20 protein-coding genes are annotated in these 24,002 nt (G+C 64.4%); 4 read left to right on the top strand and 16 right to left on the bottom strand.

The annotated features are described in order from the left end of the window. Positions 1-3 precede the first annotated feature (3 nt). The 7 genes from nqrE to AC4OR5_RS04820 all read right to left on the bottom strand — a co-directional run bounded on the left by nqrE (position 4) and on the right by AC4OR5_RS04820 (position 7,849). Positions 4-612: an NADH:ubiquinone reductase (Na(+)-transporting) subunit E gene (gene nqrE, locus AC4OR5_RS04850; protein ID WP_003091182.1), complete on the bottom strand. Its 609-nt coding sequence runs from the start codon at positions 610-612 to the stop codon at positions 4-6. Further along, positions 612-1,286 (bottom strand): NADH:ubiquinone reductase (Na(+)-transporting) subunit D, encoded by a 675-nt coding sequence (gene nqrD, locus AC4OR5_RS04845; protein ID WP_003119802.1) that lies wholly within the window; start codon positions 1,284-1,286, stop codon positions 612-614. The genes nqrE and nqrD overlap by 1 nt, the downstream gene beginning before the upstream one ends. Further along, the gene (locus AC4OR5_RS04840; protein WP_003105182.1) at positions 1,283-2,068 is read right to left on the bottom strand and encodes a Na(+)-translocating NADH-quinone reductase subunit C; all 786 of its coding nucleotides are present in this window, start codon (positions 2,066-2,068) and stop codon (positions 1,283-1,285) included. The genes nqrD and AC4OR5_RS04840 overlap by 4 nt, the downstream gene beginning before the upstream one ends. After that, positions 2,061-3,272 (bottom strand): NADH:ubiquinone reductase (Na(+)-transporting) subunit B, encoded by a 1,212-nt coding sequence (locus tag AC4OR5_RS04835; RefSeq protein ID WP_003109478.1) that lies wholly within the window; start codon positions 3,270-3,272, stop codon positions 2,061-2,063. The genes AC4OR5_RS04840 and AC4OR5_RS04835 overlap by 8 nt, the downstream gene beginning before the upstream one ends. A gap of 3 nt (positions 3,273-3,275) precedes the next feature. Next, positions 3,276-4,613 (bottom strand): Na(+)-translocating NADH-quinone reductase subunit A, encoded by a 1,338-nt coding sequence (locus tag AC4OR5_RS04830; RefSeq protein WP_003109479.1) that lies wholly within the window; start codon positions 4,611-4,613, stop codon positions 3,276-3,278. 258 nt (positions 4,614-4,871) lie between these two features. Beyond that, on the bottom strand, positions 4,872-6,281 hold the full coding sequence (locus tag AC4OR5_RS04825; protein WP_003091187.1) for an amino acid permease: 1,410 nt from the start codon (positions 6,279-6,281) through the stop codon (positions 4,872-4,874). 101 nt (positions 6,282-6,382) lie between these two features. Continuing rightward, on the bottom strand, positions 6,383-7,849 hold the full coding sequence (locus tag AC4OR5_RS04820; protein ID WP_009313820.1) for a glyceraldehyde-3-phosphate dehydrogenase: 1,467 nt from the start codon (positions 7,847-7,849) through the stop codon (positions 6,383-6,385). Positions 7,850-7,988: 139 nt separating this feature from the next. On the opposite strand from AC4OR5_RS04820, the gene mfd reads away from it, so the two are divergent. Both mfd and AC4OR5_RS04810 read left to right on the top strand, forming a co-directional pair. Beyond that, complete coding sequence (gene mfd, locus AC4OR5_RS04815) at positions 7,989-11,435, top strand: transcription-repair coupling factor (protein WP_058160229.1); 3,447 nt, start codon at positions 7,989-7,991, stop codon at positions 11,433-11,435. A 10-nt stretch (positions 11,436-11,445) separates the two neighbouring features. Then, positions 11,446-12,075, top strand: coding sequence for a CsiV family protein (locus AC4OR5_RS04810; RefSeq protein ID WP_003091190.1), 630 nt, complete (start codon positions 11,446-11,448; stop codon positions 12,073-12,075). 45 nt (positions 12,076-12,120) lie between these two features. Here the strand turns inward: AC4OR5_RS04810 and AC4OR5_RS04805 are convergent, their stop codons facing one another. From AC4OR5_RS04805 to psrA, 3 genes are all read right to left on the bottom strand, one after another. Beyond that, the gene (locus AC4OR5_RS04805; protein WP_023106217.1) at positions 12,121-12,858 is read right to left on the bottom strand and encodes an S-methyl-5'-thioinosine phosphorylase; all 738 of its coding nucleotides are present in this window, start codon (positions 12,856-12,858) and stop codon (positions 12,121-12,123) included. Between the two features lie 11 nt (positions 12,859-12,869). After that, the gene (nagZ, locus tag AC4OR5_RS04800) at positions 12,870-13,868 is read right to left on the bottom strand and encodes a beta-N-acetylhexosaminidase (RefSeq protein WP_058133803.1); all 999 of its coding nucleotides are present in this window, start codon (positions 13,866-13,868) and stop codon (positions 12,870-12,872) included. Between the two features lie 201 nt (positions 13,869-14,069). Continuing rightward, positions 14,070-14,771 (bottom strand): transcriptional regulator PsrA, encoded by a 702-nt coding sequence (psrA, locus tag AC4OR5_RS04795; RefSeq protein ID WP_003091195.1) that lies wholly within the window; start codon positions 14,769-14,771, stop codon positions 14,070-14,072. Between the two features lie 231 nt (positions 14,772-15,002). Between psrA and lexA the strand changes: the two genes are divergently transcribed. Next, positions 15,003-15,617 (top strand): transcriptional repressor LexA, encoded by a 615-nt coding sequence (lexA, locus tag AC4OR5_RS04790; RefSeq protein WP_003091196.1) that lies wholly within the window; start codon positions 15,003-15,005, stop codon positions 15,615-15,617. A gap of 11 nt (positions 15,618-15,628) precedes the next feature. Further along, positions 15,629-16,114 (top strand): SOS-induced cell division inhibitor SulA, encoded by a 486-nt coding sequence (sulA, locus tag AC4OR5_RS04785; RefSeq protein WP_003091197.1) that lies wholly within the window; start codon positions 15,629-15,631, stop codon positions 16,112-16,114. A gap of 21 nt (positions 16,115-16,135) precedes the next feature. Here sulA and AC4OR5_RS04780 read toward each other — a convergent pair whose 3' ends face one another. The 6 genes from AC4OR5_RS04780 to fadB form a co-directional block, all read right to left on the bottom strand. After that, complete coding sequence (locus AC4OR5_RS04780; RefSeq protein WP_003109483.1) at positions 16,136-16,369, bottom strand: hypothetical protein; 234 nt, start codon at positions 16,367-16,369, stop codon at positions 16,136-16,138. Between the two features lie 205 nt (positions 16,370-16,574). Beyond that, the gene (locus tag AC4OR5_RS04775; RefSeq protein ID WP_003091199.1) at positions 16,575-17,093 is read right to left on the bottom strand and encodes a DUF6586 family protein; all 519 of its coding nucleotides are present in this window, start codon (positions 17,091-17,093) and stop codon (positions 16,575-16,577) included. Positions 17,094-17,199: 106 nt separating this feature from the next. Next, the gene (gene topA, locus AC4OR5_RS04770) at positions 17,200-19,806 is read right to left on the bottom strand and encodes a type I DNA topoisomerase (RefSeq protein ID WP_003091201.1); all 2,607 of its coding nucleotides are present in this window, start codon (positions 19,804-19,806) and stop codon (positions 17,200-17,202) included. Positions 19,807-19,896: 90 nt separating this feature from the next. Next, the gene (locus tag AC4OR5_RS04765) at positions 19,897-20,160 is read right to left on the bottom strand and encodes a DUF1653 domain-containing protein (protein ID WP_058160230.1); all 264 of its coding nucleotides are present in this window, start codon (positions 20,158-20,160) and stop codon (positions 19,897-19,899) included. 193 nt (positions 20,161-20,353) lie between these two features. After that, positions 20,354-21,529 carry an acetyl-CoA C-acyltransferase FadA gene (gene fadA / locus AC4OR5_RS04760; protein WP_003091203.1) on the bottom strand — a complete coding sequence of 392 codons (1,176 nt, stop codon included), beginning with the start codon at positions 21,527-21,529 and terminating at the stop codon, positions 20,354-20,356. A gap of 30 nt (positions 21,530-21,559) precedes the next feature. After that, positions 21,560-23,707, bottom strand: a complete 2,148-nt coding sequence (gene fadB, locus AC4OR5_RS04755; protein ID WP_003091204.1) for a fatty acid oxidation complex subunit alpha FadB — start codon at positions 23,705-23,707, stop codon at positions 21,560-21,562. Positions 23,708-24,002: the final 295 nt, after the last annotated feature.

Raw genomic sequence — 24,002 nt, 5'->3', positions numbered from 1 at the left:
TCCTTACAACTGCACGCCGGAGAACGACATGAAGCCCAACGACATCAGGCCGATGGTGATGAAGGTGATCCCCAGGCCCTGCAGGCCCTCGGGGACGTCGCTGTACTTGAGCTTCTCGCGGATACCCGCCAGCGCGGCGATCGCCAGCGCCCAGGAAAAGCCCGAGCCGACGCCGTACACCGTGCTCTCGGCAAGGTTGTAGTCGCGCTCGACCATGAACAGCGAGCCGGCCATGATCGCGCAGTTCACCGTGATCAGGGGCAGGAACACGCCCAGCGCGTTGTAGAGACTGGGTACGTACTTGTCGAGGAGCATCTCGAGGATCTGCACGATGGCGGCGATCACCCCGATGTAGCTGAGCAGGCCGAGGAAGCTCAGGTCCACCTCGGGCAGCCCGGCCCAGGCCAGCGCGCCGTCCTTGAGCAGGTAGGTGTAGATCAGGTTGTTGGCCGGCACGGTGATGGTCTGCACCACGATCACCGCGATACCCAGGCCGATGGCGGTCTCCACCTTCTTCGAGATGGCGATGAAGGTACACATGCCGAGGAAGAACGCCAGCGCCATGTTCTCGACGAACACGGCCTTCACGAACAGGCTGATGTAGTGCTCCATCAGTAAGCCTCCTTGCTGGATACCTGCGGGGCCATCTTGTAGGTCGGGGCCTCGACCTGGTCTTTCTTCCAGGTCCGCAGGGCCCAGATGATCAGGCCGATCAGGAAGAACGCCGAAGGCGGCAGCAGGAGCAGGCCGTTCGGCTGGTACCAGCCGCCATCGTTGACCGTCGGCAACACGCTGATGCCGTAGAGCTTGCCGGCGCCGAACAGCTCGCGGACGAAGCCCAGCACCAGCAGCATGGCGCTGTAGCCGAGACCGTTGCCGATGCCGTCGAAGAACGACACGAGCGGCGGGTTGGCCATGGCGAAGGCTTCGGCGCGGCCCATCACGATGCAGTTGGTGATGATCAGCCCGACGAACACCGAGAGCTGCTTGCTCAGGCTATAGGCATAGGCCTTGAGCACCTGGTCGACGACGATCACCAGCGAGGCGATGATCACCATCTGCACGATCATCCGGATCGAGCTGGGAATCTGCCGGCGGATCATCGAGATGAACAGGTTGGAGAAGCCGGTCACCAGGGTCAGGGCAATGGCCATGACGGTGGCGGTCTTCAGGTTCGAGGTTACCGCCAGCGCCGAGCAGATCCCGAGGATCTGCAGGCCGATCGGATTGTTCTGGAAGACCGGGTTGAACAGGACTTCGCGGATCGTGGGTTGAGCAGCCATCACGCCTCCCCTTTGCGCAGATTGGCGAGGAAGGCGTCGAAACCGTCCTTGCCGAGCCAGAAATGCAGCAGGTTGTCGACACCCTTGCTGGTCAGGGTGGCGCCGGCCAGGCCGTCGACCTGGTGGGTCGCCTTCGCCGACTGCGGGTCCACCGAGCCCTTGATGATCTGTACGGCAAGATCGCCCTGGGCGTCGTAGAGGGTCTTGCCGACCCACAGCGCCTTCCATTTCGGATTGTCGACCTCACCGCCGAGACCAGGGGTCTCGCCATGCTGGTAGAAGCCGAAGCCGGCGACCGTATTGAGGTCGCCCTTGAGCGCCAGGAAGCCGTACAGGGTCGACCACAGACCGTAGCCGCGCACCGGCAGGATCAGGGTGTCGAGCTTGCCGTCGGTCTCCACCAGGTAGACCGTGGTGTAGCGCTCGCGGCGCTTGATCGAGGCGATGTCCTCGGCGGCGGGCAGCGCATCCGACAGCGCCGGGTCCTTGGCCGCTTTCAGCGGGTCGTAGCCGAGCGGGTCCTGGGCATCGCTGAAGGTGCCGCTCTGCAGGTCGACCACCTTGGCGGTGATGCGACTGTCGAACAGCGCCTTGACCTCTTTGCCGGACATGCCCGGCTCGCCGAGACCGGCGATGGCGAGGATGCTGCGCTGCTTGTCGAGCAGGCGGTTTTCCGCCTGGGTCGGCTTCAGCGCCACCGCCGCGCCGGCGACGAACACCGAGCTGACCAGGCACACCACCAGGGCTACCAGCAGTGTGCGGGTGGTGGATTCTTGATTAGCCATTGCGCGCCAGCCTCCGCTTGATGTTGGCCTGAACGACGAAATGGTCGATCAGCGGTGCGAACAGGTTGGCGAACAGGATCGCCAGCATCATGCCTTCCGGGAACGCCGGGTTGACCACCCGGATCAGCATGACCATCACTCCGATCAGGGCGCCGAACAGCCACTTGCCGGTATCGGTCATGGACGCCGAGACCGGGTCGGTGGCCATGAAGATCATGCCGAAGGCGAAGCCGCCGGTGACCAGGTGCCAATACCAGGGCATGGCGAACATCGGGTTGCTGGCCGAGCCGATGGCGTTGAACAGGTAGCTCATGGCGACCATCCCCAGCATCACCCCGGCGACGATGCGCCAGGAGGCGATGCGGGTCAGCAGCAGCACGGCGCCGCCGATGAAGATCGCCAGGGTGCTGGTCTCGCCCATCGAACCCTGCATGTGGCCGAGGAAGGCATCCATCCAGGTCAGGCCGTGGCCGAGGATGTTGTCCACCCCGCCGGCGGCGGCCAGGCTCAGCGAGGTGGCGCCGGCGAAGCCGTCCACCGAGGTCCATACCGCGTCGCCGGACATCTGCGCCGGGTAGGCGAAGAACAGGAAGGCCCGGCCGACCAGTGCCGGATTGAGGAAGTTCTTCCCGGTGCCGCCGAACACTTCCTTGCCCAGCACCACGCCGAAGCTGATCCCCAGGGCTACCTGCCACAGCGGGACGGACGGCGGCAGGGTCAGGGCGAACAGCACCGAGGTGACGAAGAAGCCTTCGTTGACCTCGTGGCGGCGGATGCTGGCGAACAGCACCTCCCAGAAACCGCCGACGATGAAGGTGGTCAGGTACACCGGCAGGAAGTACGCGGCGCCCTGGACCAGGCAATCCCACAGGCTGTTCGGGTCGAACCCGGCCAGCGCGCCGATCAGGGCGAAGCGCCAGCCATCCTGGGCGCTCAACAGGTCGGGGCTCTGGGCGAAGATCAGGTTGGCCTGGTGGCCGACGTTGTACATGCCGAAGAACATCGCCGGGAAGGTGCACAGCCAGACGATGATCATCATGCGCTTCAGGTCGATGCCGTCGCGCACGTGTGCAGTGGTGCGGGTGACGCTGCCGGGACGATAGAGGAAGGTGTCCACGGCCTCGTACAGCGGGTACCACTTCTCGTAGCGCCCGCCCTTCTCGAAATGATGCTCGACCTTGTCGAGCAGGTTACGCAAACCCATGGCTCAGCCCTCCTGCTCGATGCGTGCCAGGTTGTCCCGCAGAATCGGGCCGTATTCGTACTTGCCGGCGCAGACGTAGCTGCACAGCGCCAGGTCCTCTTCGTCGAGTTCCAGGGCGCCGAGCTTCTGGGCCATTTCCGTGTCGCCGACGATCAGGTAGCGCAGCAGTTGGGTCGGCAGGATATCCAGCGGCATCACCGCCTCGTAATTGCCTACCGGCACCATCGCCCGCGGGCTGCCGTTGGTGCTGGTGGTGAAGGCGAAACGCTTGCCGCCGAGCAGCCTGGAGACGAACACGTTGAGCAGCGAATGCTTTTCCACCCCGGCGCGCAGGTAGTGGAGGAACTCACGCTGGTCGCCCTCCTTGAGACAGGACAACTGCAGGTGGTAGCGCCCCAGGTAGGCGTAGGCGCCATGGGCGGTACGACCGCCCAGCACGGAGCCGGAGATCAGCCGGTTGTTGCCCGGCTGCAGCTGGCCGGCGGCCAGTTCGTCGAGGTTGGCGCCCAACCGGGTGCGCACCAGACGCGGCTTTTCCACCACCGGACCGGCCAGGGCGATCACCCGCTCGGTCCACAATTGCCCGGTCGTGAACAGCTTGCCGATGGCGATCACGTCCTGGTAGTTCAGGTTCCACACGCTCTTGCCGGCACCTACCGGGTCGAGGAAGTGGATATGGGTGCCGGGCAGGCCCGCCGGATGCGGACCGGCGAAGGCTTGCGCGGTCACGCCGGAGAGCGCCTCGCCGGGTAGCGAAACGCCTTCCGCCTTGCACAGGAACACCCGGGCCAGGCGCCCGAGCACCGTCAGCCCGGCCTGGAAGGCCTCGCCCTGCTCCGCGATAACCACCTGCGGATCGGCGGCCAGCGGCTGGGTATCGATGGCAGTGACGAAAATCGAACTGGGGCTGGACTCGGGATCGGGCACCTTGCTGAACGGCCGGGTCCGCAGCGCGGTCCACAGGCCCGACTGCAACAGGTTGTCGCGGACCTGCTCGGCGCTCAGCGTGGCGAGTTGGTCCGCGGGATAACGGGCGAACTCCAGTTGCTCGTCGCCGTCGAGATCGATGACCACCGATTGCAGGACGCGCTTCTCGCCACGATGGATGGCACTGACCACACCGGCGCCGGGTGCGGTATAGCTGACGGAGGGATTCTTCTTGTCGGTGAACAGCGCCTGCCCCAGCTTCACCCGGTCGCCTACCTGCACCGCCATGGTCGGCTTCATGCCGTGGTAGTCGAAACCGATCAACGCCACGCTGCGTACCGGGCGTGCTGCCTCGATGCGCTGTTCGGGGGCGCCGCTGATGGGCAGGTCCAGGCCACGTTTTATCTTGATCATGTCTAGTGCCTAGTGGTCGTGGACAGAAAAGACGAGGCCCAAGTCAGAAAATGACCATCATCGCGCACAACGTACTGAATTGGCACGATTGATGAATGGCCCCGCAAGGTAACTCCGGGATTATAAAGAGCCACCTCCCCGGGAGCCACCCAAGCCGCACACCGGGCCTTGAAACGCGTAACAGAAAACGACAGAAAAACTTGCCCGTGCGAAATGAAAAACGGGAGCCGAAGCTCCCGTCCCGCGCCACCCGCAGGCTCAGGCCTGCTGGCCGAGCCCGCGCCTTTCCGCCAGCGACAGCTTGACCCGGTAGCACAACCACATCAGCAGCAGCCAGAATGGGATGGCGTACACCGAGATGTTGATCCCGGGGATCATCAGCATGATGCCAAGGATGAACACCACGAAGGCCAGGCACAGGTAGTTGCTGAACGGCGACCAGAGTGCCTTGAAGAAGGTGTCCACGCCCTGCCGCTTCATCGCCGCGCGGAACTTCAGGTGCGACAGGCTGATCATCGCCCAGTTGATCACCAGCGCCGCCACCACCAGCGACATCAGCAGTTCCAGCGCCTTGTGCGGCAATACGTAGTTGACGATCACGCAGAGGAAGGTGATCAGCGCCGAGACCAGGATCGACAGCACCGGCACGCCCCGGCGGTCCACCGACATCAGCACCTTCGGCGCGTCGCCCTGGGCGGCCAGGCCGTAGAGCATCCGGCTGTTGCAGTAGACGCCGCTGTTGTAGACCGACAATGCCGCGGTGAGGACTACGAAGTTGAGGATGTTGGCCGCGGTGCCGCTGCCGATCAACGAGAAGATCTGCACGAACGGGCTGCCACTGTAGTCGTCGCCGGAAGCGTTGATGGTCTCCACCAACTGGTCCCATGGATACAGCGAGAGCAGCACCGCCAGGGCGCCGATATAGAAGATGAGGATCCGGTAGATCACCTGGTTGATCGCCTTGGGAATCACCTTCCTCGGCTCGGACGCCTCGGCGGCGGTGATGCCCACCAGCTCCAGGCCACCGAAGGAGAACATGATGATCGCCAGGGTCATCACCAGGCCGCTGAGGCCGTTGGGGAAGAAGCCGCCGCGGTCCCACAGGTTGCTCACCGAGGCTTGCGGCCCGCCACCGCCGCCGACCAGCAGGTAGATACCGAGCAGGATCATGCCGATGATCGCCGCTACCTTGATGATCGCGAACCAGAACTCGGTCTCGCCGAAGGCTTTCACGTTGGCCAGGTTGATCGCGTTGATCAGCACGAAGAACGCCGCCGCCGTGGCCCAGGTCGGCACGTCAGGCCACCAGTACTGGATGTACTTGCCCACCGCGGTCAGCTCCGACATGCCCACCAGGATGTACAGCACCCAGTAGTTCCAGCCGGAGAGGAAACCGGCGAAGCCGCCCCAGTACTTGTGTGCGAAGTGGCTGAAGGAGCCGGCCACCGGCTCCTCGACGATCATCTCGCCGAGCTGGCGCATGATCAGGAAGGCGATGAAGCCGCCAATGGCGTAACCGAGGATCATCGACGGGCCGGCCGTCTTGATGACGCCCGCCGAGCCGAGGAACAGCCCGGTGCCGATCGCCCCGCCCAGCGCGATCAACTGGATGTGGCGATTCTTCAGGCCACGCTTCAGCTCGCCCTGGTGCAGATGTTGACCATCCATTGAAAAACCCTAAATCGAAGTGAGTAGTTTCTTGTTCTGGTTATCCACAGAAATGAAAAACGGGAGCCCGAGAGCTCCCGTTTTCCTCTACGCCTCGCGCATCAACGCGGGAAGGCCGGCGGGTTGACCCCAGCCATATCTTCCATCACGCGCACTACCTGGCAGCTGTAGCCGAACTCGTTGTCGTACCACACGTACAGGACGACACGGTTGTCGTTGCAGATGGTCGCCTCGGCGTCCACCACGCCGGCATGGCGCGAACCGACGAAGTCGGTGGAAACCACTTCCTGGGAGCTGACGAAGTCGATCTGCTTCTGCAGGTCCGAGTGCATGGCCATCTGGCGCAGGTACTCGTTGATCTCTTCGCGGGTGGTGGCCTTTTCCAGGTTCAGGTTGAGGATCGCCATGGACACGTTCGGCGTCGGCACGCGGATCGCATTGCCGGTCAGCTTGCCTTTCAGCACCGGCAGGGCCTTGGCCGCGGCGGTGGCGGCACCAGTCTCGGTGATCACCATGTTCAGCGGCGCGCTGCGGCCACGACGACTGCCCTTGTGGAAGTTGTCGATCAGGTTCTGGTCGTTGGTGTACGAGTGAACGGTCTCGACGTGACCGTTGACGATGCCGTACTGGTCGTTGACGGCCTTCAGCACCGGCACGATGGCGTTGGTGGTGCAGGAGGCGGCCGAGATGATCTTGTCGTCGGCGCCGATGTCGGTGTGGTTGATACCGTGCACGATGTTCTTCAGCGCACCCTTGCCCGGAGCGGTAAGGACCACGCGATCGATGCCCGGGCACTTCAGGTGCTGGCCGAGGCCTTCGGCGTCGCGCCACTTGCCGGTGTTGTCGACCAGCAGGGCGTTCTTGATGCCGTACTGGGTGTAGTCGATCGACGCCGGGTCGTTGGAGTAGATCACCTGGATCAGGTTGCCGTTGGCGGTCAGCGTGTTGTTTTCTTCGTCGATGGTGATGGTGCCGTCGAACGGACCATGCACCGAGTCCCGACGCAGCAGGCTGGCCCGCTTGACCAGGTCGTTCTCGGCGCCCTTGCGCACGACGATCGCGCGCAGGCGCAGGCCGTCGCCGCCGCCGGTCTTCTCGATCAGGATACGCGCCAGCAGGCGACCGATGCGGCCGAAGCCGTAGAGCACGACGTCGGTGCCTTCGCGGGCATCGCCGTTCTGCTTGCCGGCCACTTCGGCCAGCTCGGCCTTGACGAAGTCCTCGATGCTGCGGCCGTTACCTTCTGCCTTGAACTTGGCGACCATCTTGCCCAGATCGACGGAAGCGGCGCCCAGCTTGAGCTCGCTCATCGCCTTGAGGATCGGGAACGTCTCGTGAACCGACAGCTCGGCGTCATCAGCCATGCGATGACGGGCGAAACGATGCGCCTTCATGATCGCGATCACCGAGCGGTTGATCAGACCACGGCCATGGATCGAGGTCACCACATTGTTATTGCGGTAGAGCTGGCCAATCAGCGGGATCATGGCTTCCGCGATGGCTTCACGATCGATCCATTCACCGAGACACTGGTCGGGCTTCTGAGTCACGGGCAATACCTTCCACATGTAGGGGATGAAAAAAGGGGCTACATTATGACCGCGCCGGCCAGGCTCGGCAATCTGCAGCAGTCGGAAGACTGACATCCAGCAGTCGGGAAAGTTACAATCCGGCGGGTCAAATTCCCGACCGGAGCCCAGCTTGCCCGTGTCCGTACTGCGTCTTCCCAGCCTGCCGGCCAGCGCCGGCAAGCAACACTGGGGCAACCTCCCCGGTGCCGCGCTGAGCCTGGCTGTCGCCGAGGCCGCCAGTTCCGCCAAGCGCTTCACCCTGCTGCTGACCGCCGACAGCCAGAATGCCGAACGCCTGGAACAGGAACTGCGGTTCTTCGCCCCCGACCTGCCGGTACTGCATTTCCCCGATTGGGAAACCCTGCCCTACGACGTCTTTTCGCCGCACCAGGACATCATTTCCCAGCGCATCGCCGCCCTCTACCAGTTGCCGCAGCTCAAGCACGGCGTGCTGGTGGTGCCGATCTCCACCGCCCTGCACCGCCTGGCGCCGACCCGCTTCCTGCTCGGCAGCAGCCTGGTCCTCGACGTCGGCCAGAAACTCGATGTCGAGCGGATGCGCCTGCGCCTGGAAGGCGCCGGCTACCGCTGCGTCGACACGGTCTACGAGCACGGCGAGTTCGCCGTCCGCGGCGCGCTGATCGACCTGTTCCCGATGGGCAGCGAGTTGCCCTTCCGTATCGACCTGTTCGACGACGAGATCGAGACCCTGCGCACCTTCGACCCGGAGACCCAGCGCTCCATCGACAAGGTCGAGTCGATCCGCCTGCTGCCGGCACGCGAATTCCCCCTGAACAAGGAAGCAGTCACCGGCTTCCGCGGCCGCTTCCGCGAGCGCTTCGACGTCGACTACCGGCGCTGCCCGATCTACCAGGACCTCGCCAGCGGTTTGACACCCTCGGGAATCGAGTACTACCTGCCGCTGTTCTTCGAGGAAACCGCGACCCTCTTCGACTACCTGCCGCAAGACACCCAGGTGTTCTCCCTGCCCGGCATCGAACAGGCCGCCGAGCAGTTCTGGAATGACGTACGCAGCCGCTACGAGGACCGCCGGGTCGATCCGGAACGGCCATTGCTGCCGCCGGCGGAAGTGTTCCTTCCGGTGGAAGACTGCTTCGCCCGGCTGAAGAACTGGCCACGGGTGGTCGCCAGCCAGGAGGACGTCGAGCCGGGCGTCGGGCGCGAGCGCTTCCCGGCCCTGCCGCTGCCGAACCTGGCGATCGAAGCCAAGGCCGCCGAGCCGCTGGCCGCGCTGCGCCGGTTCATCGAGGAGTTCCCCGGCCGCGTACTGTTCTGCGCCGAATCGCCCGGACGCCGGGAAGTCCTGCTGGAGCTGCTGGCCCGACTGAAGCTGCGCCCCGAGGAAGTCGACGGCTGGCCGGCCTTCCTCGCCAGCCAGGCACGCCTGGCGATCAGCATCGCGCCGCTGGACGAGGGCCTGCTGCTGGACCATCCGGCACTCGCCCTGGTCGCCGAAAGCCCGCTGTTCGGCCAGCGCGTCATGCAGCGCCGGCGCCGGGAAAAGACCCGCGACGGCGGCGACGCGGTGATCAAGAACCTCACCGAGCTGCGCGAAGGCGCGCCGGTGGTGCACATCGACCATGGCGTCGGCCGCTACCTGGGCCTGATCACCCTCGAGGTGGACAACCAGCAGGCGGAATTCCTCATGCTGCAATACGCCGAGGACGCCAAGCTCTACGTGCCGGTCGCCAACCTGCACCTGATCGCCCGCTACACCGGCGCCGACGACGCCCTGGCGCCGCTGCACCGGCTCGGCTCGGAAACCTGGCAGAAGGCCAAGCGCAAGGCCGCCGAACAGGTTCGCGACGTCGCCGCCGAACTGCTCGACATCTACGCCCGCCGCGCCGCCCGCGAAGGCTTCGCGTTCAAGGATCCGCAGGCCGACTACGCGACCTTCTCGGCCGGCTTCCCGTTCGAGGAGACGCCGGACCAGCAAAGCGCCATCGAGGCGGTGGTCGCCGACATGCTCGCGCCCAGGCCCATGGACCGCCTGGTCTGCGGCGACGTCGGCTTCGGCAAGACCGAAGTGGCGATGCGCGCGGCGTTCGTCGCCGTGCATAGCGGCAAGCAGGTGGCGGTGCTGGTGCCCACCACCCTGCTCGCCCAGCAGCACTACAACAGCTTCCGCGACCGCTTCGCCGACTGGCCGGTGAGCGTCGAGGTGATGAGCCGCTTCAAGAGCGCCAAGGAAGTCGAGAACGCCGCGCGGCTACTGGCCGAAGGCAAGATCGACATCCTCATCGGGACCCATAAGCTGCTCCAGGAAGACGTGAAGTTCGCCAACCTGGGGTTGGTCGTGATCGACGAGGAACACCGCTTCGGGGTGCGCCAGAAGGAGCAGCTCAAGGCCCTGCGCAGCGAAGTGGATATCCTCACCCTCACCGCCACGCCGATCCCGCGGACCCTGAACATGGCCGTCTCCGGCATGCGCGACCTGTCCATCATCGCCACGCCGCCGGCGCGCCGCCTGTCGGTGCGCACCTTCGTCATGGAGCAGCAGAACGCGGTGATCAAGGAAGCGCTGCTCCGCGAACTGCTGCGCGGCGGCCAGGTGTACTACCTGCACAACGAAGTGAAGACCATCGAGAAGTGCGCCCGCGACCTCGCCGAACTGGTCCCGGAGGCGCGCATCGGCATCGGCCACGGACAGATGCACGAGCGCGAGCTGGAACAGGTGATGAGCGACTTCTACCACAAGCGCTTCAACGTGCTGGTGGCCTCGACCATCATCGAGACCGGCATCGACGTGCCCAGCGCCAACACCATCCTCATCGAGCGCGCCGACAAGTTCGGCCTGGCCCAGTTGCACCAGTTGCGCGGCCGCGTCGGTCGCAGCCACCACCAGGCCTACGCCTACCTGCTGACACCGCCGCGCCGACAGATGACCCCGGACGCCGAGAAACGCCTGGAAGCCATCGCCAACGCCCAGGACCTGGGCGCCGGCTTCGTCCTCGCCACCCACGACCTGGAGATCCGCGGCGCCGGCGAGTTGCTCGGCGACGGCCAGAGCGGGCAGATCCAGGCGGTCGGCTTCACCCTCTACATGGAAATGCTCGAACGGGCGGTGAAGGCCATCCGCAAGGGCGAGCAGCCGAACCTCGAGCAGCCGCTGGGCGGTGGGTCGGAGGTCAACCTGCGGGTGCCTGCGCTGATCCCCGAGGATTACCTGCCCGACGTGCATGCCCGGCTGATCCTCTACAAGCGCATCGCCAACGCCCCTGACGAGGAAGGTTTGCGCGAGTTGCAGGTGGAGATGATCGACCGCTTCGGGCTCCTGCCCGATCCGGCGAAGAACCTGATGCGCCTGACCCTACTGAAGCTGCAGGCGGAAAAACTTGGAATCCTCAAGGTCGATGCCGGACCGCAGGGCGGTCGTATAGAATTCGCCGCCGATACCCAGGTCGACCCGCTGGTACTGATCAAGCTGATCCAGGGCCAGCCGAACCGCTACAAGTTCGAAGGCGCAACCCTGTTCCGCTTCCAGGTGCCCATGGAACGACCGGAAGAACGCTTCAATACCCTGGAGGCGCTGTTCGAGCGCCTGACACCGCAAACCACCTAAGGATTAGCCTATGCGCTTGTTCCGTTGCCTTGCCCTGCTGCTCTCACTGGCCGCCCCCGCGGCATTCGCCGGCGGTCCCTACCAGGTGGAACTGGTGGTGTTCCGCCAGGCCGGCGATGCCGTGCCGTCCAGCCAGCCGGCGCCGGACGACTGGGCCACCGGCGCACAGCCGCTGGCCAGCGACGCCCTGCGCGCCACCGCGCTCGACAACCAGCTCGCCAAGCTCAGCCAGGACAACGGCTACACCGTGCTGCTGCACAAGGCCTGGCGCCAGGACATCGGCGAGACCCCGGTGAAGATCGCCCTCAGCGAAGGCCAGGAACAGGATCATCATTTCCCGGTGGAAGGTACGCTGACCCTCAGCCAGGTGCGCTTCGTCGACATGGAGGCCGATTTCTGGGTCAATCGCTTCGGCGACGACGGTTTCCTCGCCGGCAGCCAGCACATCAGGCAGGGCACGCGGCTGAAGAATGGCGAACTGACCTATCTCGATCATCCGAGCCTGGGCATCCTGATCAAGGTGGTGCCGGTCGGCGCCCGTCCCGCCGCCCCCAATCCCATGGAAATGGAAGAACAGCAGGCACCGGCGGACGCGCCTCCCGTCGAAGGCGGTTTCGACGCCGCACCTCCTGCGCAATAGCGAAAAAGGCCGCAATAGCGGCCTTTTTTTCGTTGCGATGGCCGCCTAGCCGGCCAGGACCCACGCCAACACCTCGCGCACCTTGCCGATGCCATCGTGCAACGCCTGTTCGATTTCGGCCATGGTGATGATCCCCGCCGACTTCCCCGCCGCGGGATTGACCACCAGCGCCAGGCAGGCGTAGGGCAGGTCCAGCTCGCGGGCCAGTGCCGCCTCGGGCATGCCGGTCATGCCGACGATATCGTTGCCGTCCCGCTCCAACCGGGCGATTTCCGCCACCGTTTCCAGGCGCGGCCCTTGGGTGCAGGCGTAGACCCCATGGCTGCTGTGCGCCAGCCCCAACGCACGCAACGCCTCGATCAGGCGCTGGCGCAACGGCTCGTCATAGGGGTGGCTGAAGTCGATATGGGTGACATGCTCGATATCGCCGGCAAAATAGGTGTGCTCGCGTCCCGAGGTGTAGTCGATCAACTGGTGCGGCACGCACAGGTGCCCCGTTCCCATCGCCGCATGGATGCCACCCACCGCGTTCACCGCGATCACCGCCTCGGCACCCGCCTGCTTCAGCGCCCAGAGATTGGCGCGGTAGTTCACCTGGTGCGGCGGGAAGCGGTGCGGATGACCGTGACGCGCCAGGAACAGCACCTCGCGCCCGGCGTAGCGGCCACGCTGGAGCGGCGCGGACGGCGCGCCATACGGCGTTTCGATCGGCAGGGACTCGCTCAGCGTCAGCCCTTCCAGCTGGGTCAGGCCGGTTCCTCCGATAATCGCGTAGACACTCATCGACAGCTCCCTCAATCAATCAGTTGCGCGGCGCGCAACGCGGACAGTGCTTCCAGCCAGCGCGGCTGCTGGCGATAGTCGGTATTCGCGTAGCCCTTGCCGCGCATGCGTTGCAGGCGCGACGGCGGGGTCACCTTCAGGCGTTGCAGGGCAGCCAGGGCCAGCTCGGCGGAAGCCCGGTCGTTGCACACCAGGCCCATGTCGCAGCCCGCGGCCAGGGCGGCCTCGATGCGGCTGGCGGCGTCGCCGACCACATGGGCGCCGGCCATCGACAGGTCGTCGCTGAAGATCACCCCGTCGAACTTCAGCTCGCCGCGCAGGATCTCCTGCAACCAGCGCCGGGAAAAGCCGGCGGGCTGCGGGTCGACCTGCGGATAGATGACATGGGCCGGCATCAGCGCGTCGAGCTGTCCGGCCAGGCGGGCGAACGGAACCAGGTCGCTGCGCCGGATTTCCTCGAGACTGCGCGCGTCTTCGGGAATCGCCACATGGGAATCGGCCTCGGCCCAGCCGTGACCGGGAAAATGCTTGCCGGTGGCGGCCATCCCGGCGGCATGCATGCCGCGAATGAAGGCGCCGGCGAGCAGCACGGCACGCTCCGGGTCGCCCTCGAAGGCGCGGCTACCGACCACGGCGCTGCGCTGATGGTCGAGATCCAGCACCGGCGCGAAACTCAGGTCGAGGCCGACCGCCTGCACCTCGGTCGCCATCAACCAGCCACAGTGCTCGGCCAGCTCTTCGGCATTGGGGTTGTCGGCGATCGCGCGCATCGCCGGCAGGCGCACGAATCCCTGGCGCAGGCGCTGCACGCGCCCTCCTTCCTGGTCGACGGCCAGCAACAGGTCGGGACGGATGGCGCGAATGGCCGCACACAGTTCGCGAACCTGGGCAGGATGCTCGATGTTGCGAGCGAAGATGATCAGCCCGCCCACCTCGGGGTGGCGCAGGATTTGGCGGTCCTCGGCGGTCAGCCAGGTGCCGCCGATGTCGAGCATCAGAGAGCCTTGCATGAAGAGTCCTATGGCCTGGAAATCAGCGAAGCCCGCCGTCACGGGCCTCAGACAGCGCACACTGTACTGCACCCGGCAGAAAGACTTAAGCCCCGAGGCAGTACCGCGCGCCTGCCAATGGAGCCGGCCCGGCGCATGGAGTTCCGCCCGGAGCACAGAGAAAGGAGAAAGGAAAACGGCGCCCTCGGGCGCCGTCTGCGATCAGGCCTTGGCGGGCGTCTTGTTCCGCGGGCGCAGTTGCGCCCCGGCCAGCAGCGGATCGTCGATGCCGCTCTCGGCGCGCATGCCGGCGGCGAAGAACGGCACCATCAGGTGCATCACCTGCTCGGTGGAAGTGTTCACGCCGAAATCGGTTTCCGCCATCGCCCGCAGGGCCTTGATCCCCGACATGCTGAAGGCGGCCGCGCCGAGCATGAAGTGCACGCGCCAGAACAGCTCGATGGGCGGCAGCTTCGGCGCCGCCTCGTTGACCAGCAGCATGTAGCGCCGGAAGACCTTGCCGTAGACCTCTTCCAGGTACTTGCGCAGGTGCCCCTGGCTCTGGCTGAAGGCCAGGCCGAGCAAGCGCATGAAGATCGACAGGTCGTTGCCGCTGCGCGGCTTCACCGCCATCGCCTGGGACACCAGCAGGTGCAGGAGGTCCTCCAGGGTGGCGTGCTGGGCCTCGGGCTTGGCCTGGCGACGATCCAGCTCCTTTTCCAGGCTGGCGCAGAATGGCCCGAGGAAGCGCGAGAACACCGCCTGGATCAGCGCCTTCTTCGAACCGAAGTGATAATTCACCGCCGCCAGGTTGACCCCGGCCTTGCTGGTGATCAGACGCAACGAGGTTTCGGCGAAGCCTTTTTCCGCGAACAACTGTTCCGCCGCATCGAGAATGCGTTCGACGGTTTCCGACTGGGCCATGGTTTCTCCGCCTGACAAACACTTGTTTGAAACATACGTTTCAGCCACATCCCTTGTCAAGCGGCAGATGACGCACCAGTCAGGAAAATTACAGAGAAGTCCCGAAAAACGGAAGCAAGACACTGGCCAACTTCATCGTGACGCAGGACGAAATGTCATGCGGAAAATCATTGCCACGCCTCACTCACTGTATATAATCCCAGTCACTGGATAAAAACACAGAGCGACGACATGCAGAAGCTGACGCCCCGCCAAGCCGAGATCCTCTCCTTCATCAAGCGCTGCCTGGAAGACCACGGCTTTCCGCCGACCCGGGCGGAAATCGCCCAGGAACTCGGCTTCAAGTCGCCGAACGCCGCCGAGGAGCACCTCAAGGCGCTGGCACGCAAGGGCGCCATCGAAATGACTCCGGGCGCCTCTCGCGGCATCCGCATTCCCGGCTTCGAACCGCATGCCGCCAACGACGATGAGGGCCTGCCGGTGATCGGACGGGTCGCCGCCGGCGCACCGATCCTCGCCGAACAGAACATCGAGGAATCCTGCCGGATCAATCCCGCCTTCTTCAATCCTCGCGCCGACTACCTGTTGCGCGTGCGCGGCATGAGCATGAAGGACATCGGCATCCTCGACGGCGACCTGCTGGCCGTCCACGTCACCCGCGAAGCGCGCAACGGCCAGGTGGTGGTCGCGCGGATCGGCGAGGAGGTCACGGTGAAACGCTTCAAGCGCGAAGGCAGCAAGGTCTGGCTGCTGGCGGAAAACCCTGAGTTCGCTCCGATCGAAGTCGATCTGAAGGAGCAGGAACTGATCATCGAAGGCTTGAGCGTCGGCGTGATCCGACGCTGACAGGAGATACCATGCAGACCTCCCACTCGCTGCCCAGCGCCCAGTTGCCACTGTTCCAGGAAGCGTTCTGGGCCAGCAACGGCGCTCCCTTGCTCGACGATGTCATCGACAGCCCTTCCAGCGCCTCCATCGAGGAACCCGCTGCCTTTAGCGAACTTTCGCTCAGCGGCCTGCCGGGGCACTGCCTGACCCTGCTCGCACCGATTCTCCGCGAGCTCAGCGAGGAACAGGATGCCCGCTGGCTGACCCTGATCGCTCCGCCGGCGAGCCTGACCCATGAATGGCTGCGCCGCGCCGGCCTGAACCGCGAGCGCATCCTGCTACTGCAGGCAAAGGACAACGCCGCTGCCCTGGCGCTCAGTTGCGAGGCCTTGCGCCTGGGCCGCAGCCACACCGTGGTCAGTTGGCTGGAACCGCTGAGCCGGGCGGCGCGCAAGCAACTGTCCCGCGCCGCCCAACTGGGCCAAGCACAGAGCCTGAATATTCGTCTGGGTTGAAAAAACGGCGGGGGACAGCGTTCAGTGCAGGACGCGGGGGCCTTCGTCGTGTTCCATCTCGCCCTCGGCAAGACGACCGGCCATTTGCACGCCGACATTGAACATGGCCTTGGCCACTTCGACATGCTGGCCTTGCAGGAAATTCTTCGCGTCCCCGGAGAACTCCAGGGTCACCAACGCCTCCTCGTCATCGGCGCGACGCAGCACGATGCGCCCGTCGGGCATTTCTACGATTTCAAGGAAGGATGTTGGCATGACAGACGCTCTCTACGAAGACGCGACATTGTAACAGCCCATCCAGTGCATCCCTAGCCCGCATCCGCCTTCCGGTTCCGCTCTCGCGCCTGTAACGGCGGTTCCAGAGCGCCCGGACGGCATCCGCTAAATTTTTTTGCTGGCAAATCAACCGAGTGGAACGGTAGGAAAATTTCCTACCGCTGATCGGCGAATGACGACGGCGTTACAGCTCCGTCAGGCTCTCGCGAAAACGCAGGACCAATTGCTTCAGCGACTGCCGCCATTCCTCGAGGGTTTCGCGAGAAAGCAAGGGGGCGTCTTCGTCGATACTCACGGCAACGATCAACGGTGTGCTGGGGTCGATCTTCGCTGCCTTGGTCGGTCGCGGCGGCAGGAACAGCTCGGAGTAGGCGCCCAGCAACTGGCCCAGCCAGGTTTCCGGCTGCGACGCCAACTCCACCAGCTCAGCCAGCTCGGGGCTGGGCGCGGCCGCCAGCACTTCGGCATTCAGCAATGCATCCACGCGAGGAGCGGCAGCCTGCGGCAGACGGTAGTAACCGGCGATCTCATGGCATACACCGAGCACTGCGCCATAAAGGTGGAACAGCGCCGACTCGCGCTCCCCCTGGATGATCGCCTGGGCATTCATCGCCCGCTCGGCATCGGCTCGCTTCCAGGCCTCCAGAGCCAACCCGGCGAAATACAGCTTCTGGTTGGTGCGGGTATAAAGCTCTTGGGCCATGCCGGTACTCCCGGTTAAAACTGCAAGGAATGCGGAGCGCAGGCCAGGTCAGCGCCCGGCCTTCGCGCAGTATAAGCGCGCCCCATGCAAGCGGGCGCGCCATCCATCAGCGCTTGTCTTCGACCTTCCACTTGCCGCCATCGTAGAAGGCGCGCCAGCCGGTGGGCTTGCCATCGACCTCGGACTGCACGTATTGCTCCTTGGTCTTGCGGCTGAAACGGATCACCGCGGGACGGCCGTCCGGGTCTTTCTGCGGGGCGTCGCAGAGGTAATGGTACTTGGGATCCAGCTCGGCCTTGTGCGGGATGATCTCGCTCACCAACGGCGCGCGGGTCTCGCGGTTCTTCGGGAACTGGCTGGCGGCCAGGAACATGCCCGAAGCGCCGTCGCGCAGCACGTAGATATCGTCCACCTTCTCGCACTTCAATTCAGGCATGCGGATGGCGTCCATTTTCGGCGGCGCCGCCTCGCCATTCTTCAGCAGCTTGCGGGTGTTCTTGCAGGTTGGATTGGTGCAACCGAAGAACTTGCCGAAACGGCCGGTCTTCAACTGCATCTCGCTGCCACACTTGTCGCATTCCAGGCTCGGCCCTTCGTAGCCCTTGATCCGGTACTGGCCTTCCTCGATCTCGTAGCCCGGACAGTCGGGGTTGTTGCCGCAGATATGCAGCTTGTGTTTCTCGTCCAGCAGGTAGGCGTCCATCGCGGTACTGCAGATCGGGCAGCGATGCTTGCCACGCAACACCCGCGACTCGGACTCGCCCTCGTCGTCCGCGGCGATCTCGTCGCCGGGAATCAGGTTGACGGTCGCCTTGCAACGTTCCTTCGGCGGCAGGCTGTAGCCCGAGCAGCCGAGGAACACGCCGGTGGAGGCGGTACGAATCATCATCGGCCGGCCGCACTCGCGGCAGGGAATGTTGGTCAGGGTCGGCTGGTTGGCGCGCATCCCCTTCTCGCTGACTTCGGCCACCTCGAGCTTCTTCTTGAAATCGCCGTAGAACTCGTCGAGCAGGTGCTTCCAGTCGCGCTCGCCCTGGGCCACGTCGTCGAGATGCTCCTCCATCCCGGCGGTGAAACCGTAGTCCATCAGGTTGGCGAAGCTCTCGTTGAGCCGATCGGTGACGATGTCGCCCATCTTCTCCGCATAGAAGCGGCGGTTGTGGGTGGTTACGTAGCCGCGCTCCTGGATGGTGGAGATGATCGCCGCGTAGGTCGAGGGGCGGCCGATACCGCGCTTCTCCAGCTCCTTGACCAGGCTCGCTTCGGAGTAGCGCGCCGGCGGCTTGGTGAAGTGCTGGCTCGGATCGAGCTTGATCAGCTTGAGGTTCTCGCCTTCCTTCATTTCCGGCAGGACGTCGTCCTCGCCCGGCTTGCTCTGCTGCGGCAGTACCCGGGTATAACCGTCGAACTTGAGGATGCGGCCCTTGGCGCGCAGTTCGAAATCGCCGGCGGTGACGCTCACGCTGGTCGAGAGGTATTCGGCCGGGGTCATCTGGCACGCCACGAACTGACGCCAGATCAGGTCGTACAGGCGCTCGGCGTCGCGCTCCATGCCGGACAGCTGGGTCGGCTTGAGGTTGACGTCGGAAGGACGGATCGCCTCGTGCGCTTCCTGGGCGCCCTCCTTGCTCGAGTAGACGTTGGCCTTGCCCGGCAGGTACTTCTGGCCGAACTCGTCTTCGATGAAACCGCGGACCATGCCAATGGCATCGGCCGACAGGTTGGTCGAGTCGGTACGCATGTAGGTGATGTAGCCGGCCTCGTAGAGACGCTGGGCCATCATCATGGTCTTCTTCACCCCGAAGCCCAGGCGGTTGCTCGCCGCCTGCTGCAGGGTGGAAGTGATGAACGGTGCCGAGGGTCGGCTGGAGGTCGGCCGGTCCTCGCGCTTGGCGACGCTATAGGCCGACGCCTTGAGCTTTTCCAGGGCCGCCATGGCCTGGGCTTCGTTGAGCGGCTTGAAGGCCTCGCCCTTCTCGCGGGTAACCTCGAAGCGCACGTTGGCGCCCTTGGCGGTACCGAGGTCGGCATGCACCTCCCAGTACTCTTCCGGGACGAAGGCGCGGATCTCGCGTTCGCGCTCCACCACCAGCTTCACCGCCACCGACTGCACGCGGCCGGCGGACAACCCGCGGGCAATCTTCTGCCAGAGCAGCGGCGAGACCATGTAGCCGACCACGCGATCGAGGAAACGCCGCGCCTGCTGGGCGTTCACCCGGTTGATATCGAGCTCGCCGGGCTGGGAGAAGGCCTCCTGGATGGCCTTCTTGGTGATTTCGTTGAATACCACGCGCTTGTAGCGGCTTTCGTCACCGCCGATGGCTTCCCGCAGGTGCCAGGCGATGGCCTCCCCTTCGCGGTCCAAGTCGGTCGCGAGATAGACGGTGTCGGCGTCCTTGGCCAGGCGGCGCAGCTCGTCGATGACCTTTTCCTTGCCGGGCAGGATCTCGTACTTGGCCTTCCAGCCATGCTCGGGGTCGACCCCCATGCGCGAAACCAGTTGGCGCCTGGCCTTCTCCTTCGGTGACAGCGCCGGCGCCTCGGAGGCGCTCTTGCGGCCCTTGGCCGCCGGCTCCTTGGAACTCGACGAACCACTGGTGGGCAGGTCACGGATGTGGCCGATGCTCGACTTCACCACGTACTGGCTACCCAGGTACTTGTTGATGGTCTTGGCCTTGGCCGGGGATTCCACGATGACCAGCGATTTACCCATGGATCGGAAGGTTCCTGCGTCGAAAAGATGAATATAAAGAAGGGAGCGACTAGCGCGGCACCGCTATATATAGTGGCGAACGAGCCAAGGTCAAGCGCGGTCTTCCCCGCCGGGAGCTTTCTGCAAGCCCAGGGGATCGGCATCGGGACTCACTAGGACGAAGCGCGGCACCCACTCGCCATCGACCTCCACGGCCTCGGTGAACATCTCCAGCGGACGCACCCAGAGACCGAATTCGCCGTACAGCGCCTGGTAGATCACCAGCGCCTCTTCCGTCTCCGAATGCCGCGCGACACCCAGGACCCGGTAGTTCTGTCCCTTGTAATGACGATAGAGCCCAGCCTGCAGGTCCATGTTCCTTACCTTGTCTCGAAAATCGGAAAACAACGGCACAATGCCGACATACAACAGCCCGGTATAGGCACGGATCGCACAATAGGCAAACCCGCGCTCCCGGGGCGTCATTCGCTCGATGCAGCCGGAAACGACTGACACTAAAAAACGAAAGCCGGGGCACGAGGCCCCGGCTTTCCCCTTCTACGAACGCTTAGACGCGCTCGAAGACGGTGGTGATACCCTGTCCCAGGCCCACGCACATGGTGGACACGCCAAGGGTACCGCCGTTCTGCTTCATCACGTTCAACAGGGTGCCGGAAATGCGTGCACCGGAGCAACCGAACGGGTGACCCAGGGCAATGGCGCCGCCGTGGAGGTTGACCTTCTCGTCCATCTTGTCGAGCAGCTTGAGGTCCTTCAGCACCGGCAGGGCCTGGGCGGCGAAGGCTTCGTTGAGTTCGACGAAATCGATGTCGGCGATGGTCAGGCCGGCGCGCTTGAGCGCCTTGTTGGTCGACGGCACCGGGCCGTAGCCCATGATCGCCGGGTCGACACCCGCCACGGCCATGGAGCGGATCACCGCCATCGGCTGGATGCCCAGGTCCTGGGCGCGCTGGGCCGACATCACGATCATGCAGGAGGCACCGTCGGTGATCTGCGAGGAGGTCCCCGCGGTCACGGTGCCGCCTTTCGGATTGAACGCCGGCTTCAACTCGGCCAGGGTCTCGACGGTGGTTTCCGGACGAATGGTCTCGTCGAAGTCGAAGACTTTCAGGAAACCGTTCTCGTCATACCCTTCCATCGGGATGATCTCGTCCTTGAACTTGCCTTCCTGGGTGGCCTTCCAGGCCAGTTGGTGCGAACGCGCGCCGAACTTGTCCTGCGCCTCACGGCTGATACCGTGCATCTTGCCGAGCATTTCCGCGGTCAGGCCCATCATGCCCGAGGCCTTGGCGGCGTACAGGGACAGGTGCGGGTTCGGGTCGACGCCATGCATCATGCCGACGTGGCCCATGTGCTCCACGCCGCCGATGACGAATACATCGCCATTGCCGGTCTGGATCGCCTGGGCGGCGGTGTGCAGCGCGCTCATCGACGAACCGCACAGGCGGCTGACGGTCTGCGCGGCGCTGGTGTGCGGGATCTGGGTCATCAGCGACGCCATGCGCGCGATGTTCCAGCCCTGTTCCAGGGTCTGGTTGACGCAGCCCCAGATCACGTCTTCCACTTCGGCCGGGTCGACCTTCGGGTTACGCTCCAGCAGCTTGCTGATCAGGTGCGCCGACATGGTCTCGGCGCGGGTGTTGCGGTGCATGCCACCCTTGGAACGACCCATCGGGGTGCGGCCGAAGTCGACAATGACGACGTCTCTCGGATTCAGGCTCATAAATTCACTCTCGCTCTAGTCGTTCCGCGATTAACCGAAGAATTTCTGACCGTTCTTGGCCATTTCACGCAGCTTCGCGGTCGGGTGGTACAGCGCGCCCAGCTCGGCGTACTTGTCGGCCAGGGCCACGAACTCGGCGACACCGATCGAATCGATGTAGCGCAGAGCACCACCACGGAAGGGCGGGAAGCCGATGCCGTAGATCAGGCCCATATCGGCCTCGGCAGCGGTCTCGACGATGCCGTCTTCCAGGCAACGCACGGTTTCCAGGCACAGCGGGATCATCATGAAGTTGACGATGTCCTCGTCGGTCACTTCGCGCTGCTCGACCACGATCGGCTTGAGCACTTCGTAGGCCTGCGGATCGGTGACCTTCTTCGGCTTGCCGCGCTTGTCGGTCTCGTAGGCGTAGAAGCCCTTGCCGTTCTTCTGGCCCAGGCGGTTGGCCTCGTACATCACGTCGACGGCGGTCTTGCCCTCGACCGCCATGCGGTCCGGGAAGCCCTCGGCCATGACGTCGCGGCCATGGTGGCCGGTGTCGATGCCGACCACGTCGGACAGGTAGGCCGGGCCCATGGGCCAGCCGAACTTCTCCATCACCTTGTCGATGCGCACGAAGTCGACGCCGAAGCTCAGCAGCTTGGCGAAGCCGCCGAAGTACGGGAACAGCACGCGGTTGACCAGGAAGCCGGGGCAATCGTTGACCACGATCGGGCTCTTGCCCATCTTCTTGGCGTAGGCGACGGTGGTGGCGATGGCGGTTTCACCGGTCTTCTCGCCACGGATCACTTCCACCAGCGGCATCATGTGCACCGGGTTGAAGAAATGCATGCCGCAGAAGTTTTCCGGACGCTTCAGCGCCTGGGCCAGCAGGCTGATGGAGATGGTCGAGGTGTTGGAGGCGATGATCGCGTCTTCCTTCACCGCGCCTTCCACTTCGGCGAGCACGGCTTGCTTGACCTTGGGGTTCTCGACGACGGCTTCGACGACGATGTCGACGTTGCCGAAGTCGCCATAGGACATGGTCGGACGGATGCCATTGAGCGCCTCGGCCATCTTCGCCGGGGTCAGGCGACCCTTCTCGACGCGCTTGCCGAGCAGCTTGGCGGCCTCGTTCAGGCCCATCTGGATACCCTCTTCGCGGATATCCTTCATCAGGATCGGGGTGCCCTTGAGCGCCGACTGATAGGCGATGCCGCCGCCCATGATGCCGGCGCCGAGCACGGCGGCCAGTTTCACGTCCTTGGCGACTTCGTCGTATTTCTTGGCTTTCTTCTTCAGTTCCTGGTCATTCAGGAACAGGCCGATCAGGCTCTGCGCGACCGAGGTCTTGGCCAGCTTGACGAAGCCGGCGGCTTCGACTTCCAGCGCCTTGTCGCGGCCGAAGTTGGCGGCCTTCTGGATGCTCTTGATGGCTTCCACCGGCGCCGGGTAGTTCGGACCGGCCTGGCCGGCGACGAAGCCCTTGGCGGTTTCGAAGGCCATCATCTGCTCGATTGCATTCAGCTTCAGCTTTTCCAGCTTCGGCTGGCGCCGTGCCTTGTGGTCCAGCTCGCCGGCGACGGCGCGCTTGGCCAGGTCGAGGGCAGCGGCCTGCAGTTGCTCGGGAGCGACCACGGCGTCGACGGCGCCGACTTTCAGGGCGTCCTCGGCCTTGTTTTCCTTGCCCGAGGCGATCCACTCGACGGCGTTATCGCAGCCGATCAGGCGCGGCAGGCGGACGGTGCCGCCGAAGCCCGGGTAGATGCCCAGCTTGACTTCCGGCAGGCCGACCTTGGCGGTCGCGCTCATCACGCGGAAGTCCGCGGCCAGGCACATCTCCAGGCCGCCGCCGAGGGCGATGCCGTTGATCGCGGCAACGGTGGGTACGTCCAGGTCTTCGAAGTCGCTGAAGATCTTGTTGGCTTCGAGGTTGCCCGCCATCAGTTCCTCGTCGGGCAGCTGGAAGTTGTCAACGAACTCGGTGATGTCGGCACCAACGATGAACACGTCCTTGCCGCTGGTCACGATCACGCCCTTGACCGATGCATCGGCCTTGATCGCATCGACTGCCGCACGCAACTCACTGAGGGTGAGACGGTTGAACTTGTTGACGGACTCGCCCTTGAGATCGAAATTCAACTCGACGATGCCGCCCTCAAGAGGCTTAACCGTGATGGCTTTACCTTGGTAAATCATCAACTGATCTCCACGCTATTATGGAAGCTTGAACTTACACATCGGACGCCGTGTCGGGACCCTTTCGGCAACCGCCGAGCATAGTCCCAAACCCTTCGGCACACCCGCCGACGCGATAACCGGGTCTCTATTGTCGAGGCCTGCGCGAGGCAAACGCTCGATTCATACGCCCGTTTGACTTGGGTGCGCACACATTCCGGCAAAAGCCGGGAATTGTCAATCAGCCATCCGGAAAACACCTGCCCTCCTCCAGGCCCTCTGCGCAGGGCCATTCAGCCAGCCTCTGTCGGACCAT

Source organism: Pseudomonas sp. YA1 (genome assembly GCF_058680555.1).
This window is presented reverse-complemented; position numbering and strand designations above follow the sequence as displayed.